Genomic DNA, 14,763 nt, shown 5'->3' with positions numbered 1-14,763 from the left:
ATGTCGGAGAAACTGTCATGAACGAACCGCAGAGCGGCCACCGGTTAAACGATGCGGTGAAAACGGACATTGAAAACTCCGTTCTCTGCTGGCTTGCCACTGTCGACGCCGATGGCACGCCCAATGTCAGCCCCAAGGAAATCTTCGGCTCTTATGGGGACGACCATATTGTGGTGGCAGATATTGCCTCCACCAACACGGTGCGCAATCTCCACGCTCATGCAACCGCCTGCGTCAGCTTTGTTGATGTGTTTCGCCAGCGCGGTTTCAAGATTGTCGGCACAGCCAGAATAATTGCGCCTGATGACCCGGATTTTGCTGATCTCGGCGCAGACTTGCTGCGCATGGCGGGCGATGATTTTCCCATCCGTCATGTCATCGCCATCAAGATCAGCCGCATTTCCCGCATCTGGGCACCCAGCTACAAACTGTTTCCGCAACGCAGCGACCAGCAGCGCATGCAAAGCGCCTACGACACCTATGGTGTCGCGCCCATCCAGAAATAAGCACTGTCTTCTGGCAGGCCTAAAAGAGGAAGGATTACGGTAATGACAACACCAGCCCCACAGGATGATGGCGCAGCGTCCCATCTTAAGGGCATGGCCGTGCCTGAACTCACGCTGCCAGCCACCGATGGTACAAGCGTTTCCCTCAACCAACCCGGCTTGACGGTCATCTATGCCTATCCGCGCACCAGTCCGCCGGATGGCGCAGCGCTTGATGGCTGGGACACCATACCCGGCGCCCGGGGCTGCACACCGCAATCCTGCGCCTTCCGGGATCATTTTGCGGAGCTGAAACAACTCGGCGCATCAAGGGTGTTTGGCCTTTCAACCCAAACAACGGACTACCAGAAAGAGGCCGCCGAAAGGCTGCATTTGCCATTTCCCTTGTTGTCGGATAGCGGCCTGTCTCTGGCGGATGCCTTGCGTCTGCCAACCTTTGATGCGGCTGGCCTGACACTTTTCAAACGTCTGACCATGATCATCGAAAATGGCCGCATCGCCCATGTGTTTTACCCGGTCTTTCCACCGGAGAAAAACGCGCATGACGTCATCGACTGGCTGCGCAGCCGTACGTAAGAGACATCCCATGCCACGAAAGCCTGTCACCATCTCCTTGAAGGAAATCCTTCAAAATGAGCAGTTTTCCGCTCCTGCCGTCCGAAGGTCATGACAACAACGCTTGTTCTCGGCGATGAATATGACCAGCATTTGCGCGCCGTGCTCGTGCAGGTGATGTTGCAGTTGGGTGCTGTGCTGGAAAACCGCAACTGGGTTGTCGCCGGGTCGCAGGAGGTTGAAACCTTTCTCTGGCAGCTCGCCGGTCAGGACATCACCGTTGAGGCAGAGACCTATATGGGCCTGTCCATATCGGGGGATGAAAACACCATCAACGATATCGCGCAGCGTGTTAGCCAGGCCGTGCAGGCTGCCAGCTGACTATCCGGCGTTACGATGGCCATAGGGCGACGGCCGGTACAAACGATCAGCCAGGCTGATTGTCGCTGCCAAACTGGACCGGTATTTTTCTTGCCAACTGGCTCTCATATTCAGTCCAGTGCTGGGTCATAAGAACGGAGGCGCGGGCGTCGCATCTACGATTTCTTTCCTGCGGACCACGCCTGATCAGACCATGATGGAGATGAATGTGAATGTTTGAACTGCCTGTTATCGATAGCCGCATTAGCACCATTGCCCCTGGTTTCAGGGCGGTCAGCATTCTGGTTGATGCCGTGTCCGCAGGGCGTGGCGCGCTTGATCCGGAAATCTTGCAGAGCGCTTGCGCTTCTGTGGTGGCGGGCGGCCCGGACTGGGCAGAGCCGCACCTTGCCAGTTGGGCGGATGCCTATCAGCGTTTTGGTGCAAAACCCAACCGCACACCGTGTTCGGCGCAGGCACTGCGCAAACGGGTGCTGAAAGATGGCGGCATGCCGTCCATCAATCCTGTCGTGGATCTCTATAATGCTGTTAGCCTGCGTTATGCCATTCCGGTGGGTGGTGAAAATGCGCTGGCCTATGTCGGCCATCCCTTTCTGACATTGGCGGATGGCACGGAGGTCTTTGATACTGTCATGAATGGCGAGGCCACAACCGAACATCCCGAACCGGGTGAGGTGATCTGGCGTGATGAGGTGGGTGTGACCTGCCGCCGCTGGAACTGGCGTCAGGGCGTGCGCACGCGGCTGGACAATACGCATGGGTACATGTGGTTCGTGCTGGAAAGCCTCGATACCATGCCGCAACAGGCGCTGGATGATGCCGCGTCCATGCTGGTGGATGGCCTCAAGGTGCTGATGCCAGGCTGCAAGATTTCCCGTACACAAATCGGCATTGGCGCTTGAGCCACCATTCCTGCTTCATCTGCGATGCTCCGTTGCACGCAAAGCCACATCCAGAATTATTCATTTTTCAGGATGAGAGTGTCACGCTAAAGTCCGGCCATAACACCTGATATCTGGCCTTTCCGGCCGATCAGACCTCAACTCTTGCCATCAGGGAAATTCACGCCTTGGCCTCTTATCCCTTGCTTCTCATTCAAGTCGGCACACCACCGGATGATATCAGAAAGCCGCTGGGCGATCTGCCGCTATGGTTTCAGCGTGCCGTAGGCCCCGACACAGAAACCCTTGCGGTCATCAGGGTGTTTGAGGGTGAAAGCCTGCCAGCGCCCGATAGCGTAAAAGGCGCCATCATCACCGGCTCTTGGGATATGGTGACAGACCGTCTGCCATGGAGCGAGGCAACGGCAGAGTGGATACGGCAGGCCATGGCCATCGACCTGCCGCTGTTTGGTGTCTGTTACGGCCATCAGCTGATTACCCATGCGCTGGGCGGTGAGGTGGACTATCACCCTGAAGGCCGCGAAATCGGCACGCAGACGGTTCGCCTTTTGCCGGGTGCTGAACGGGATCCGCTGGTCAGCGCCATGCCAGCGCAGTTTCCTGCCCATCTCACCCATATGCAGACGGTCATCCGCCTGCCGGAGGGCGCGCAAGCGCTGGCCGCTTCCAGCCATGATCCGCATCAGATCGTACGTTATGGCCGCAACGCCATTTCCACGCAATTCCACCCGGAATTCACGCCGGAAATTTCTGCGGCCATCATACGCATGCGGGCAGATGTGCTGCGTGCCGAGGGGCGTGATCCCGATCGCCTGCTGGCCGGCGTTGAGCATGCGGGCGAGCCGCTGGCGCTGCTGCGCCGTTTTGTTGCCCATGCGCTGAACCACCAGCCAACGACTGAGCCAGCCTGACAACAACAGCGCAAACGAGGTTTTGAAATGCCCTATGTCAACATCAAGGTCACCGGCGGTTCCGAAGCACCAACGGCCGAACAGAAAGCCGAGCTGATCCGTGGCGTAACCGATCTTTTGCAGCGGGTGCTCAACAAGAACCCGGCCACGACAGTTGTCGTCATTGACGAAGTGGCTATGGACAATTGGGGCATTGGCGGTGAATCCATCACCGTGCGCCGGCAAAAGGCCAAGGCGCAGAACCCGGCGTGATCAGCGCTTTCCGGCCATGGTGAACGAAATCCGTTTCAAGGTGGAGGTCAGACCTCGTCGACGTTGCGCGCTTTCAGCCACAGGCCGAACTCCTTGACAACGCTGACCACGTTTTCCAGACGTTTGCCATCTTCGGTCAGGGCATATTCCACCTTTACCGGCACGGTGGGATACACCGTTCGCTGAACCATCGTGGCCTCTTCAAGCGTGCGCAAATCAAGGGTCAGCATGCGCTGCGAAATGCCCGGTATCAGTCTGCGCAATTCGTTGAAGCGCTTCGGGCCATCCACGAGGTAGGAGACGATCAACAGGCGCCAACGCCCGCCAAGCAGATGCATCGCTTCTTCAACGGAACAGCCGGATACCGTGTCTTTCATGGGGCATGACCTCTTTGCCATACCAGGTATAATTTATGTACCTAGATGACAAACTTTTGCGTTCTTACGTTTATATACCACCTGAAATACATAGAGTCCGCACCTTCTGCAAGCGCAAGGATGGTGTTGAATTCTATGGAGAATACCAGCAATGAAACTTTATTATATGCCCGCAGCCTGCTCGCTTTCGCCTCACATTGTCGCAAACGAACTGGGTCTTGAGGTCGACTTCATAAAGGTGGATCACAATGATCACACCACGCAGCAGGGCAAAAACTTTCACAAGGTCAACCCGCACGGTTACATTCCGGCCCTTGAACTGGCAGATGGCACTATTTTGCGGGAAGGCCCTTTTATCGTTCAGTACCTGGCAGACTTGAAGCCGCAGGCAGGTTTGGTGCCGCTAAATGGCAGTTTTGAACGGTACAGGTTGCAGGAAATGCTCAGCTTCCTGTCAACGGAAGTCCACAAGGGCTTCATCCCGCTGCTTTATGCGCAGCAGGCGGGTGATTACATCAACACCGCGCGGCCAAAGCTGGAAAAACGGTTTTCATGGCTCAACGACCATCTCGCAGAGCGACCATTCCTCATGGGGCAAAACTTCTCGGTCGCGGATGCTTATCTGTTTGCCCTGACCGGCTGGGGGCAGGCGCCCTGGTTGAAGTCCTATTACAATGCGCCAATCCATTTTGATGGTCTTCAGCATCTTCAAGGCTGGTACCTTCGCGTCAAGGCGCGCGACGCGGTTGTAAAGTCCCTCTTGGAAGAAGGTCTGGACCTGAACTGACCACGGTCCCGCCAGGCGCTTGGCAGAAAAACAGCCGTTAAACTGCATTCTAGCTGCTTCGCGTCGCTTTCTGCGCCGCAGCGGCATGGACGCGGGCCAGCGCCAGAAAGGCCTTGAGGCCTGCTGACAGGTTTCGCCGGCCAGGGTAATAGAGGCAAAGGCCGGGAAAGGGCGGTGTCCAGTCGTCAAGCAGCCGCGTCAACCGTCCAGCCTCGATGTCTGCCAGCACGCTTTGCTCCAAGAAAAAGCCAATGGCGGTATGTTCCAGCACGGCGGTGCGTGACAGGCTGGTCTCATCAAGAATGATCGGCCCGCGCACATCTAGCTGCACGATCTCGCCATCTTTTTCTAGCCGCCACCGAAACAGCGATCCATCCGGCAACCGCACCCGAATGCACGGATGGTTGAGAAGGTCGGGCGGCACCAGCGGCACGCCATGTTTCTCCAGGTATTCCGGTGTCGCCACAACGGCATAGCGTTGCGGGCGTCCAAGCGGCACGGCAATCATGTCGGTGGGAATAAGCCCGGCAACACGCACGCCAAGATCAAACCCGTCGGCCACGATATCAACCAGTCTCCCTTCGGTGACAATGTCGACTACCATGTCAGGGTAACGGCGCAGAAACTCCAGCACCAACGGGGAAATGATCTCGCGTGCTGCAAAGGGTGCGGCATTGATGCGTATGGTGCCGGAGGGCGTGTCGCGCTCCGATCGTACCGCCTCCAGCCCGCTTTCAATGCCTTGCAGGGCGGGGCCAACCTGCTCAACGAACAATTTGCCTGCACTGGTCAAAGACAGGCTGCGGGTGGTGCGGTTAAACAGCCGCACGCCAAGGTTCGCCTCCAGCTTGTTGATCGCAAGGCTAAGCGCTGTCGTTGACATGTTCAGGTCAATGGCCGCCGCACGGAAGGTGCCGCGTCGCGTTATCGCCATCACTGCATTCAGATCCGCAAGGCTGGTTTTTTCCATCATACCAAAATTCAATTGTCCCGATATTGGCAATTCCTCATCCCGGTTTGTCCCACTTATCGGCATAAATGTCGAGTGTTACGTTCACTCCATCGGAAACACGCACCGGATGAAGCCCTGAAATGCCGGGCAATTTGACCTCATCGGTGCCGCTTACAGGAGATGACAGCATGACCGAATTTCTAACCTTGCGCGGCAAACGCGCGCTGATCACGGCTGGCACCAAAGGTGCAGGCAAAGCCACGGTTGATCTGTTTCGCCAGTTGGGCGCGCAGGTTCTCACCGCCGCACGCACCAAGTCGGATGATCTGCCGGAAGAGCTGTTTCTGGCCGCCGACCTGACGACGGCGGAAGGTGCAACGGCACTGGCGCAGGCCGTGCAGCAGCGCTTGGGTGGCCTTGATATCATCGTGCATATGCTCGGCGGTTCATCCGCACCTGGCGGCGGCTTTGCTGCTCTGGGTGATGATGATTGGAGCCGCGAGCTTGATCTCAACCTGTTTCCGGCCGTGCGCCTTGACCGGGCGCTGGTTCCAGCCATGGTCGCCCAGGGCCACGGGGTGGTCGTGCATGTCTCATCCATTCAAAGGGTGCTGCCGCTGCCGGAATCCACCACCGCTTACGCTTCCGCCAAGGCCGCACTTTCCACCTATAGCAAGGCGTTGTCGAAGGAAGTGTCGCCCAAGGGTGTGCGGGTGGTGCGCGTGTCGCCGGGCTGGATTGAAACCGAGGCATCGGTGCGTTTTACCCATCGTATCGCCGAGCAGATCGGCGGAGATTACGAGGCCGGCAAACAGAGGATCATGGATGGGCTGGGCGGCATACCGCTGGGGCGTCCTGCAAAACCGGCGGAGGTCGCAGATCTCATAGCCTTTCTCGCCTCGGACCGCGCTTCGTCCATTACCGGCACCGAACACATTATCGATGGTGGCACCGTGCCCACCGTCTAGTGGTCGCGACCAGGAACACACTTTGCCAAACCGCAATACGTCACGAATGCTTGAAAGGAGAACACCATGTCAATTCAGCTACCAAAGGCAATCGCCACCTACTTCGCAGCGGATAGAGAGGGTAATGCTGCGGATATCGCCAATTGTTTCCTTGATACCGCCTTTGTCCGGGACGAGGGCCACACCTATCTCGGCCGCGATGAAATCCGTCGATGGAAGGAGGAGGCGTCAACAAAATACCAATACACCGCCACGCCGTTCAACATCACAACGGATGGCGCCCGCACCGTGGTCACCAGCCACCTCAGCGGCAATTTTCCCGGTAGCCCTGTGGACCTGCGTTACGCCTTTGTGCTGAGTGGCGATCTGATCGAGCAACTGGAGATCACGCTGTAGTCGGTTCGTTGCAGCGTGTTGCAACAGATTATCGCTTTGTCAGACCAAGACGGTGCTGCGCTACCGCATCGGCGAGGCGTTTACGGATTTCGAAAAAAAACGCCTCGGGGACCATTCCGTAGTCCACTCGTGACGGATCTTCAGGACGCGGGCGTAATTCCGGACCGGGCCATTCGAATTCATTGACCTCTGAAACTCGCACCCAGTTCCTGTCGTTGTCCAAGCCGATCTCAGCACAAATTTCGGGTGGGATTTCGAGTGAATAGTCTTCTTGTCCAGGCTCGGGATATGAGTGCGAGATAGGCACAACCAATGTTTTGTTGGTGGCCTTTGTGTAAAGCACAATAGCACAAGGCCTCTCTTTATTGCTGGTAGAGAGGCCTTTTTGATGGTCAATGTCCCACAGATAATCGAAGCGGATCACCAAACCCGGTACAGGATCGGGATAATTCACTCTGATGCTTTACCGTATTCTGCGTTCATGATTGCGCCCAGCATATCGTCATCCATGTCACTTGCATGAATGACACGGCGCTCCTTGCTTTTCAGGCGCTCATAATTTTCGAGCTCCTTCATGCTGATATAGGCGCCAATTGGACGACCGTGAGACGTAACCTCAACGCCGCCGGAAACCATCGCTTCGTCGCTATATTTGCCAAACTCTTTTGCGAAGGTTGTCGCGGCAACCCGAATTGCGTAAGCCATGGCCAAACTCCTTATGTTCTCTTTAAAATACGGAATTTCCGTAATTTGTCAAAGGTTGCAACAACCTCATGCCCGTGGCAGGTAATTGAAGCTCGGTGATAAACCCGGGCGCAATGCCTGCCGCATGGAGCAGATATGAAACGTTTACTCATCAGCCTGCTGGCCATGGCAAGCATTCCCTTCGGTGTCGCCACCGCCAGTCCCGCGACACCCCAAGTGGACACGGTCCGGGCTTTCCACGATGCGGTTCACGAAGGCAATGTTGCCGAGGTGCGCGCCATGCTGAAAACCAATCCGGCATTGGCCACCTCTGAGGACGAATACAAGTTTCAGCCCATCCACCTGATGGACATGTATTTCGAGCCGGACATTCTCGATCTGCTGCTAACGGCCGGTGCCGATATAAACGCAAGAAATGATGAGGGCGTCACCATTTTGCATATCATCACCGATCCTGATGCCGTCAGCCTGCTGGTACAAAAGGGCGCAGATGTTGATGCACGCGATGCCAATGGCTGGACACCGCTGATCATGCAGGCCAACAATCAACAAAACGGGCCGGATGTGGTTGCAGCCCTGCTGGAAAACGGCGCAAACCCCAATGCGCAAGGTAATGGCGGCGAAACCGCGCTGTCCTTTGCGCTTGAAACCGGGGATGAGGATTTCATAAAGGTGTTGAAGGCTGGCGGCGCGACCAAATAGCCTCGCGGATTTTCAGCCAAGGGAGAGGGGCATTTACAGTGGTTTGGAATATCAGGTCGTCACGCATCACCTACAAGAACCGCTGGATGGAGGTCCGTGAGGATGAGTTCACCCGTGAGGACGGATCACCGGGCCTTTACGGCGTGGTCAGCAAGCCGGATTACGCACTGATTGTGCCGCTGGACAATGATCATATCTATCTGGTTGAACAATATCGTTATCCGGTGTCGGGCCGTTATTGGGAGCTGCCACAGGGCAGCAGCGAGGCGGAACCGGACAAGGACCCGGAAGAGCTGGCAAAGGCGGAACTGGCGGAAGAAACCGGCCTGACGGCACAGAGCCTGCAGCATGTCGGCCATCTGTTTCAGGCCTATGGTTATTCCAGTCAGGGTTTCAACATCTTCCTTGCGACCGGTCTTACCCAAGGCAAACAAGATCTCGACCCGGAAGAACAGGGGCTGGTCTGCAAGGCTTTTCCATTGGCTGAGGTCCGCCAGATGATTGAGGCTGGCAAAATCAAGGATAATGCAACACTTGCCGCCTTCGGCCTGTTGCAGATGAAGGGCCTGTTGTCTTTCGCTCCTTGAATACACCACGCGCTGATTTGCGCTGCTGCCTGGCGTCTACGGGCGGTGACAATACCGCCTTTCATGCTATCAATGTGTCATAACAACCGCTTGGCGCTTGGGAGGCATCCATGGCAACCAGTCCTGTAAAAGGTCCCGCATCCTACTTTCCATCCATCGAGGCCAAATACGGCCGTCCGATTGCCGAGTGGAAAGAACTGATCCGCAGCCAGGGGGCCGAGAAACATATGGAACTGGTCAACTGGCTGAAACAGGAACATGGCATGGGCCACGGCCACGCCAATGCGCTGGTGGCAGACACGCTGCGCGAACCGTGATTGCCGGCCGCTCAAGATCGGCCTCACGTCCCCTGTTTTGTTTGTTCGCGGGAACATTGCAAAGTGCGCATTTTTGGAAGCTTTAAGTCGGATTGGCTGCCATAGCGCAATAGCTTGGTTAGTGAGCCCGTACGCGACTTGATTCCGCTGTTGCAGAGCGTGTCATAAAGCTACATTTAACACTTATGGTTGATTCGATATGTCTAATCCGTGCCAGTGGAATGCCGTTAGGTGTCGATAGGGAAATATAAGCTCAGAGAATCATGCACGTTAAAGAAGCAACAGCACGTCTAAATGAGATTCGTGTGCAAGTGGTAGCGCAATGGCTTGGAATCTCGAACCTTCCTGAATTCGGATCTGCTCGGTGTCCGTTCCCGGACCATCCTGATAAAAAACCTTCCTTTGCAATCCAACGAGGCGGTTTGCGATGGAAGTGTTACGCTTGTAATCGCCATGGCGGAACAATAGATTTTGTCGCTACATATCTAAACACTGATTTTAAACAGGCTCGAAAGTGGCTTGATGATCGAGTGGGGAATCCTCGCGTAGCTGCTCCATCTAATAGGATTGTTCAGCAGGTTGTTGCAAAAAGCCCTGCGACGAACACTTTGGACGACCTCGAACTTTATAATGCGTTACTTGAAAAATGCCCTTTGAGGAATTCGGGGCGCAGTTATCTCGAGTCTCGGGGATTTACCAATGAGACAATTTCTCATTTTCGAGTAGGCCAAATACCAGATGATAATCTTCTCTCGAATTTGCTTGAAGAGTTTGGTTTTGAGCGACTAGAAGCTGCTGGCCTTCTCACCAAAAAATCTACTCAACTAAACAGCCGGCTAACCATTCGTCCAGGTTATTTGATGTTTCCGATAATCAAGGGCGAGGATGTGGTTTCTGTACAGGGAAGACAAGTCGGCCCATCTGACGGGACTTCTAAGTACATCTACCTGACGGGCAGAAAGCCAAAAACGTACAATCTAGATGTTCTTGAAACTGATGCCCGCGACATTTGTATATGCGAAGGAATTCCCGACACAATGTCTGCCCACCAACTTGGCTTTAAGGCGATTGGTTTGCTTGGGATATCCAACAATTTGAGCTCGAACGAAATCGCCAAATTAAAAGGGCGACGCGTTAAGCTTCTGTTGGACTGGGATGAGAAAGGCGAGTCTAAAGCACGGAGTCTACGTTCTGAATTAGCATCGCACGGAATAGTTTGTGAGCGGAAATCAAGGCCTCATCCGCAAGTAAAAGATTTAAATGAATTCTTGATGCTACGGAGCAGCAATGACGCTTCTTGATGATTTATGCTCTCTGGATAACTTAAACTACGCATGGCGCAAAGCAAAGGTACTCTTCAATCGGGCAGATGGGTATGTCGATAATGGCGAGATAACAGCTTTTGAGCTCAACCTTGCCAATGAACTTTTGAACATCCAACATGGATTTCGCGCCCTATCGTATGCTCTGAGTCCGTTGCGTCCTCTTCCTAGGCCCAAAAAGCTGGAAAATGGAAAAGCTCTAGATCGCCAATATTTTCATGTTCCTGTACGAGATCAGGTCGCTTGGATTGCGATGACAAATATCCTCGGCCCCCGGCTTGATCCTTTGATGCCTGCCTGGAGTTATGGCAATCGCATTTATCGTACAGCTTGGTTTGGGACCGTAGAAGGTCGCCAGTCGAAGAAATTGGAAATTGGTCCTTATCGCCATGCGAGCGGCCATCTTTACCGCAGGTTCCAGCACAGTTGGCCGTTGTTCCGTCGCCATATAGTTAGGACTGCGCGTCTCATGGCTGGTATTCGCTCTGAAGGGCCGACGATAACGGAGGAAGATCAGGCTGAAGAGAAAGCCTTCTTTGTTGGCCAAGCTGATAACCTTGCATATTTTAAACCTAATTTTTGGCGAAAACCGAAAAGTCCCCGCAGGCAAGAATTACATCACGCCTCAATAGATCTGGAGAAGTTTTTTCCCAGTATTAGCCGAACTGCAATCGTTGCAGCGTTGACCTCGATTTTACCAGAAACTGACAGACATAATTTCCATATACTTCTGTCGAAAATGTTGGATTTCACTGTTAGCATTGAAGATATTCCACCCGATATCATTGCTCGCGTTGAGCCGCTGTTTTCTGATTTTTGTGGCGACAACGGTATCCCAACAGGTTTGTTCGCCGCTGGCTTTTTAGCAAACGCAGTGTTTTTGCCAATCGATCAGGAGGTTGAAAAACGCCTCGGTAAAAAACGGCGGATTGCACATTTCCGTTACGTCGATGACCACACGATAATTGCGTATGACTTCGATGACTTGTGTGACTGGATCCGCGAATATTGTGATCTGATACGTACGTCAGGGATTGGTGTTGACGTAAACAAAGAAAAGTTCGATCCAAAATCTCTTGGGGCGTATCTCAGTTTTTTGGAAAACAACACACCCGAGCAGCAACGTGAAATGCAAGATCTGCGTACAGAAGCGCTCAACGATACTCGTATAGACGGCACCAATCCTACGAAGTTGTTAACGAAAACTCTTGGTCAGGTTTCTGCCGTTGCTGCCGGCAACGTCCACATTATGGATGACGATGATCTCAAAGACAGATTGAAGCTTCTGGAATGGTTGCTGCTCGCGGACATTCCGGACAGAGAGATCCGACCGGATACGCGAGCCGCATTTGCCGCTGGGCAGATTGCAACGCTTGTTCCGTTAATTGCGCAAAGCGGTGATGGTATTGTTGATAAGGCTCGAGAAATAGCGGAGCTTGAACGAGAGTTACGTTCGCTGCGCAAGTTGGGGGTCCCTGACAATAAGCTCAAGATGACGACTGCTAAAATGAAGGCTGCGCAAAAAGAGCTCAAGAAAAAAGAAACCGACCAAGAGAAGCATGAAAAGGCACAATACAGCCATTGCTTTGATCTCCTGATGCGCGCCTTTAAGGAATTCCCCGGCAAGCCACGGCTGTTTTACAGGCTGTGTCATTACTGCTTGTTGACGGGGCATCCAGGTTTAAACGACATAGCTAGTTGGATTGTCGAACAGCGCCGAGAGCATGTCGTGTGGGCAGATTACTACGCGGGACTTGGCTTGCAAATTTTGGCGACAAATTTGTTCCGGGCTTCATCGATACTCGAAAATCCCAATGCACTTCGCTCTGATCAAGACGCAGCCAGAGCGCACATAGAAGATATCACCAGATTAGACGAGAAGGCGTTCGTTGTTCCTGGCGAGCGAGCTGCTTGGTTTCATAAAGTAGGAGAACGTGAGCTCTATGTGTCACTGATCTCAGTTGCGGCTCAATACGCCAAATCGGATGAAAGTACCCTTGTAAAAAAGCTTAACGACACTGCTACGCGATTGAATAGCCGATCTAATTGGGAAATCTCCACAGCGTCTTGGCGAGATAGGACGGAATGGTCCGCTGGCGTTTGGGCCGAATGGGCAGAAAAACAACTAAGTGTTGATGGAAAACCATCTGCTGCAAGAAGCGAGATGTTTGTATCACATCTGGTTGCTCATGAACCTTACGACGTGCTGGCCATGAGGCGTTATCCAGAATTGTTGCCGCATGACTGGTGGCAGGGATATCTGTCGATGCCTAGCGGCTCTATCCCATTTGATGACGCTGGCTGGTGGCGCGATGTCCTTTCAGGAAGAAGCAATTGGCGCGAGGATGCGAAAACTTCGCATCATGAAGCTATCAGGTCAGCCGCAAACTCTTTGAGTATCGCAGTCGATGAAGACCCTTCGAGGCAGGTGAATTCGTCCACTTTGCTGGATTGGTTGCAACATGTTAGCGGACTCTCAAAGTTTGATCCAAGAAGAAGCGAGTGGACCGCACTTCAAATCCTGAAAGGTGTTTTGGAGACAAGTAACGGAGACCTGTTCGCTAGTTCAGATTATCTCGACCGTCTTCATCCAGCAAATGTATTGATACCCAAAAGTTGGTTTGAAAATTTTCCTGTTACACCGAGTTGGGAAAGCTGGCGGGAGGTTGCTCGTGCGCAGAAAGCGAAAATTCGTGATCAAGAATCAAGTGTTGCCGACTATAGGTTCGCGCCATCGACTGCAGATACTAAAACCGATAGTTGGTTGGGGCAGCGTGTTGGTTTAGGGCGAATTTTATTAGGCCTCCTACAACTCGACTTCAACGGGCCTCGGATTTGGAACATACGCGGCAATGAACACGCTTATCCGTTAGCAAGGCGTTCTGCATATGAGAGGCTTTCGATATCTTCTCAGACATTGCTCATACTGGAGGGGTGTTTGTCAGCGCGTAGCAAAGAAAATTTTCAATTAACTGCGCAACCTGGACTGTTCGGTACGGATCATCCGCTTAAATTGTTCGATATTGATTTTGATGCACCACAACTGGACGGCCCCGATGCCGTTGTTGAAAGCATTATCAGGGCACAAACTGCACTTGTACTTAATCAAATTGCAGTTTCTGGAAATCAGCCACGACAGCTTATACCGTTTAGAATCGAAGATTTTGCTGTTGGAGAATTTAGTACTCATCAAGGAGACGGCGATGCTGAATGACAATCTCATTGTTGGTGTAATTCAGACATCTCTCGATGCAGACGTTGCTTGGGATAAAAATGAATCCTGGAAAAATGCCGTAAAAATTTCGAAGAACGAGGAAGCAAGGGCAAAGAAAGAGATACGTCACTATTTCTCGGCATTGCGGGGATTGGATAAAAAACCTGACGTAGTTCTTCTGCCGGAATTGGCAGTTCCAGCAGGGTATGAATCTAAGCTGGAGAAGATCGCCGAGGATTTGCAGTGTATCGTTATCGCAGGCCTTGATTACAATATAACCACAACAACACCGCCTACAGTGTCCAATGAAGCGATCGTCATTGTTCCTCGTATATTGAGAGGCACAAAAATTGCTGCCCAAACTGCGAAACGCCGTGTGGGTAAAACGTACGCGGCTCCTGGGGAGAGAAGTAAACTCAACAAAATTGCACAGCCAGTTGAGTTCCAACCTCTACCAACTGTTTGGTTGTTCGAGAGCGCTACCCTTGGTAATTTTGGAGTAGCAGTTTGCTACGATTTCCTTGATCTCGACAGAACCGTTTTATACAGAAAAAAAATCCAAACACTTTTTATACTTGCGTATAATCAAGACATTAACACATTCGATCATGTAGCTGAGTCAATCGCTAGAACGGTATTTTGCAATGTCGTCGTATGCAACTGTGGGCACTTCGGTGGCTCGATGGCGGTTGCGCCATTCAGAGAGCCATTTAGAAGGACTGTATATCGTCACTCCGGAAACAAGTTGGCAAATGTACAAGTAGTAGAGCTGCCTCTTAAGGATCTCGCCGACCACCACAACAACCAAGGACCCGATGGGTTGTTCAAAAGTCTGCCTCCCGGTTTCGACGCTCTCGAACATTTGAACGAAAGAACTCAAGCTATATGAGCTTGAGTGTTTTTCTAGCGGATGGCGGCTGAAAACCTGC

At 53.0% G+C, this 14,763-nt stretch carries 20 protein-coding genes; 15 read left to right on the top strand and 5 right to left on the bottom strand.

Translation table 11 applies throughout. The annotated features are described in order from the left end of the window. The first annotated feature begins 17 nt into the window (after window positions 1-17). The 6 genes from HGO37_RS05630 to HGO37_RS05605 all read left to right on the top strand — a co-directional run bounded on the left by HGO37_RS05630 (window position 18) and on the right by HGO37_RS05605 (window position 3,507). The gene (locus HGO37_RS05630) at window positions 18-506 is read left to right on the top strand and encodes a pyridoxamine 5'-phosphate oxidase family protein (protein ID WP_250982523.1); all 489 of its coding nucleotides are present in this window, start codon (window positions 18-20) and stop codon (window positions 504-506) included. Window positions 507-548: 42 nt separating this feature from the next. After that, the gene (locus HGO37_RS05625) at window positions 549-1,082 is read left to right on the top strand and encodes a peroxiredoxin (protein WP_250982522.1); all 534 of its coding nucleotides are present in this window, start codon (window positions 549-551) and stop codon (window positions 1,080-1,082) included. A 90-nt stretch (window positions 1,083-1,172) separates the two neighbouring features. Then, the gene (locus HGO37_RS05620; RefSeq protein ID WP_250982521.1) at window positions 1,173-1,442 is read left to right on the top strand and encodes a hypothetical protein; all 270 of its coding nucleotides are present in this window, start codon (window positions 1,173-1,175) and stop codon (window positions 1,440-1,442) included. A gap of 212 nt (window positions 1,443-1,654) precedes the next feature. Beyond that, the gene (locus tag HGO37_RS05615; protein WP_250982520.1) at window positions 1,655-2,344 is read left to right on the top strand and encodes a B3/B4 domain-containing protein; all 690 of its coding nucleotides are present in this window, start codon (window positions 1,655-1,657) and stop codon (window positions 2,342-2,344) included. 167 nt (window positions 2,345-2,511) lie between these two features. Continuing rightward, on the top strand, window positions 2,512-3,255 hold the full coding sequence (locus HGO37_RS05610) for a glutamine amidotransferase (RefSeq protein WP_250982519.1): 744 nt from the start codon (window positions 2,512-2,514) through the stop codon (window positions 3,253-3,255). 27 nt (window positions 3,256-3,282) lie between these two features. Continuing rightward, window positions 3,283-3,507, top strand: coding sequence for a tautomerase family protein (locus HGO37_RS05605; protein WP_250982518.1), 225 nt, complete (start codon window positions 3,283-3,285; stop codon window positions 3,505-3,507). A gap of 47 nt (window positions 3,508-3,554) precedes the next feature. On the opposite strand, the gene HGO37_RS05600 is transcribed toward HGO37_RS05605, so the two are convergent. Next, complete coding sequence (locus HGO37_RS05600; protein WP_250982517.1) at window positions 3,555-3,884, bottom strand: winged helix-turn-helix transcriptional regulator; 330 nt, start codon at window positions 3,882-3,884, stop codon at window positions 3,555-3,557. A gap of 151 nt (window positions 3,885-4,035) precedes the next feature. On the opposite strand from HGO37_RS05600, the gene HGO37_RS05595 reads away from it, so the two are divergent. Beyond that, entirely contained in the window at window positions 4,036-4,671 is a 636-nt protein-coding gene (locus tag HGO37_RS05595) for a glutathione binding-like protein (protein ID WP_250982516.1), read from the top strand. 49 nt (window positions 4,672-4,720) lie between these two features. Here HGO37_RS05595 and HGO37_RS05590 read toward each other — a convergent pair whose 3' ends face one another. Together HGO37_RS05590 and HGO37_RS26345 are read right to left on the bottom strand one after the other, a co-directional pair. Next, a complete protein-coding gene (locus tag HGO37_RS05590) occupies window positions 4,721-5,641 on the bottom strand; it encodes a LysR family transcriptional regulator (RefSeq protein ID WP_250983216.1) in 921 nt (306 codons plus the stop codon). 37 nt (window positions 5,642-5,678) lie between these two features. Next, the gene (locus HGO37_RS26345; protein WP_285200480.1) at window positions 5,679-5,813 is read right to left on the bottom strand and encodes a hypothetical protein; all 135 of its coding nucleotides are present in this window, start codon (window positions 5,811-5,813) and stop codon (window positions 5,679-5,681) included. Between HGO37_RS26345 and HGO37_RS05585 the strand changes: the two genes are divergently transcribed. Both HGO37_RS05585 and HGO37_RS05580 read left to right on the top strand, forming a co-directional pair. After that, window positions 5,812-6,591, top strand: coding sequence for an SDR family oxidoreductase (locus HGO37_RS05585; protein ID WP_250982515.1), 780 nt, complete (start codon window positions 5,812-5,814; stop codon window positions 6,589-6,591). The two genes, HGO37_RS26345 and HGO37_RS05585, sit on opposite strands and share 2 nt — an antisense overlap. Before the next feature lie 66 nt (window positions 6,592-6,657). Then, window positions 6,658-6,987, top strand: coding sequence for a nuclear transport factor 2 family protein (locus tag HGO37_RS05580; protein ID WP_250982514.1), 330 nt, complete (start codon window positions 6,658-6,660; stop codon window positions 6,985-6,987). 28 nt (window positions 6,988-7,015) lie between these two features. Here the strand turns inward: HGO37_RS05580 and HGO37_RS05575 are convergent, their stop codons facing one another. After that, complete coding sequence (locus tag HGO37_RS05575) at window positions 7,016-7,441, bottom strand: hypothetical protein (protein WP_250982513.1); 426 nt, start codon at window positions 7,439-7,441, stop codon at window positions 7,016-7,018. Continuing rightward, a complete protein-coding gene (locus HGO37_RS05570; RefSeq protein WP_250982512.1) occupies window positions 7,438-7,692 on the bottom strand; it encodes a type II toxin-antitoxin system Phd/YefM family antitoxin in 255 nt (84 codons plus the stop codon). Before HGO37_RS05570 ends, HGO37_RS05575 begins: the two co-directional genes overlap by 4 nt. Window positions 7,693-7,827: 135 nt before the next feature. On the opposite strand from HGO37_RS05570, the gene HGO37_RS05565 reads away from it, so the two are divergent. From HGO37_RS05565 to HGO37_RS05540, 6 genes are all read left to right on the top strand, one after another. Continuing rightward, window positions 7,828-8,394, top strand: coding sequence for an ankyrin repeat domain-containing protein (locus tag HGO37_RS05565; protein ID WP_250982511.1), 567 nt, complete (start codon window positions 7,828-7,830; stop codon window positions 8,392-8,394). 38 nt (window positions 8,395-8,432) lie between these two features. After that, complete coding sequence (locus HGO37_RS05560) at window positions 8,433-8,981, top strand: NUDIX domain-containing protein (RefSeq protein WP_352230549.1); 549 nt, start codon at window positions 8,433-8,435, stop codon at window positions 8,979-8,981. 110 nt (window positions 8,982-9,091) lie between these two features. Continuing rightward, the gene (locus HGO37_RS05555; RefSeq protein ID WP_250982510.1) at window positions 9,092-9,298 is read left to right on the top strand and encodes a DUF4287 domain-containing protein; all 207 of its coding nucleotides are present in this window, start codon (window positions 9,092-9,094) and stop codon (window positions 9,296-9,298) included. Between the two features lie 263 nt (window positions 9,299-9,561). Continuing rightward, a complete protein-coding gene (locus HGO37_RS05550; protein ID WP_250982509.1) occupies window positions 9,562-10,599 on the top strand; it encodes a toprim domain-containing protein in 1,038 nt (345 codons plus the stop codon). Then, a complete protein-coding gene (locus HGO37_RS05545) occupies window positions 10,586-13,834 on the top strand; it encodes an RNA-directed DNA polymerase (RefSeq protein ID WP_250982508.1) in 3,249 nt (1,082 codons plus the stop codon). Before HGO37_RS05550 ends, HGO37_RS05545 begins: the two co-directional genes overlap by 14 nt. After that, window positions 13,824-14,723: a carbon-nitrogen hydrolase family protein gene (locus HGO37_RS05540; protein ID WP_250982507.1), complete on the top strand. Its 900-nt coding sequence runs from the start codon at window positions 13,824-13,826 to the stop codon at window positions 14,721-14,723. Before HGO37_RS05545 ends, HGO37_RS05540 begins: the two co-directional genes overlap by 11 nt. Window positions 14,724-14,763: the final 40 nt, after the last annotated feature.

Origin of the sequence: Rhizobium sp. CG4 (assembly GCF_023701965.1) — a bacterium.
GTDB lineage: Bacteria > Pseudomonadota > Alphaproteobacteria > Rhizobiales > Rhizobiaceae > Agrobacterium.
Note: the sequence above shows the minus strand (reverse complement) of the source record. Positions and strands in the feature narration are given on the sequence as shown.

Excerpts from the sequence above, each read along its gene's own strand:
- HGO37_RS05630 (WP_250982523.1), top strand. The coding sequence starts at position 18 with ATGAACGAACCGCAGAGCGGCCACCGGTTAAACGATGCGGTGAAAACG.
- HGO37_RS05625 (WP_250982522.1), top strand. The coding sequence starts at position 549 with ATGACAACACCAGCCCCACAGGATGATGGCGCAGCGTCCCATCTTAAG.
- HGO37_RS05620 (WP_250982521.1), top strand. The coding sequence starts at position 1,173 with ATGACAACAACGCTTGTTCTCGGCGATGAATATGACCAGCATTTGCGC.
- HGO37_RS05615 (WP_250982520.1), top strand. The coding sequence starts at position 1,655 with ATGTTTGAACTGCCTGTTATCGATAGCCGCATTAGCACCATTGCCCCT.
- HGO37_RS05605 (WP_250982518.1), top strand. The coding sequence starts at position 3,283 with ATGCCCTATGTCAACATCAAGGTCACCGGCGGTTCCGAAGCACCAACG.
- HGO37_RS05600 (WP_250982517.1), bottom strand. The coding sequence starts at position 3,884 with ATGAAAGACACGGTATCCGGCTGTTCCGTTGAAGAAGCGATGCATCTG.
- HGO37_RS05595 (WP_250982516.1), top strand. The coding sequence starts at position 4,036 with ATGAAACTTTATTATATGCCCGCAGCCTGCTCGCTTTCGCCTCACATT.
- HGO37_RS05590 (WP_250983216.1), bottom strand. The coding sequence starts at position 5,641 with ATGGAAAAAACCAGCCTTGCGGATCTGAATGCAGTGATGGCGATAACG.
- HGO37_RS05585 (WP_250982515.1), top strand. The coding sequence starts at position 5,812 with ATGACCGAATTTCTAACCTTGCGCGGCAAACGCGCGCTGATCACGGCT.
- HGO37_RS26345 (WP_285200480.1), bottom strand. The coding sequence starts at position 5,813 with ATGCTGTCATCTCCTGTAAGCGGCACCGATGAGGTCAAATTGCCCGGC.
- HGO37_RS05580 (WP_250982514.1), top strand. The coding sequence starts at position 6,658 with ATGTCAATTCAGCTACCAAAGGCAATCGCCACCTACTTCGCAGCGGAT.
- HGO37_RS05570 (WP_250982512.1), bottom strand. The coding sequence starts at position 7,692 with ATGGCTTACGCAATTCGGGTTGCCGCGACAACCTTCGCAAAAGAGTTT.
- HGO37_RS05565 (WP_250982511.1), top strand. The coding sequence starts at position 7,828 with ATGAAACGTTTACTCATCAGCCTGCTGGCCATGGCAAGCATTCCCTTC.
- HGO37_RS05555 (WP_250982510.1), top strand. The coding sequence starts at position 9,092 with ATGGCAACCAGTCCTGTAAAAGGTCCCGCATCCTACTTTCCATCCATC.
- HGO37_RS05550 (WP_250982509.1), top strand. The coding sequence starts at position 9,562 with ATGCACGTTAAAGAAGCAACAGCACGTCTAAATGAGATTCGTGTGCAA.
- HGO37_RS05545 (WP_250982508.1), top strand. The coding sequence starts at position 10,586 with ATGACGCTTCTTGATGATTTATGCTCTCTGGATAACTTAAACTACGCA.
- HGO37_RS05540 (WP_250982507.1), top strand. The coding sequence starts at position 13,824 with ATGCTGAATGACAATCTCATTGTTGGTGTAATTCAGACATCTCTCGAT.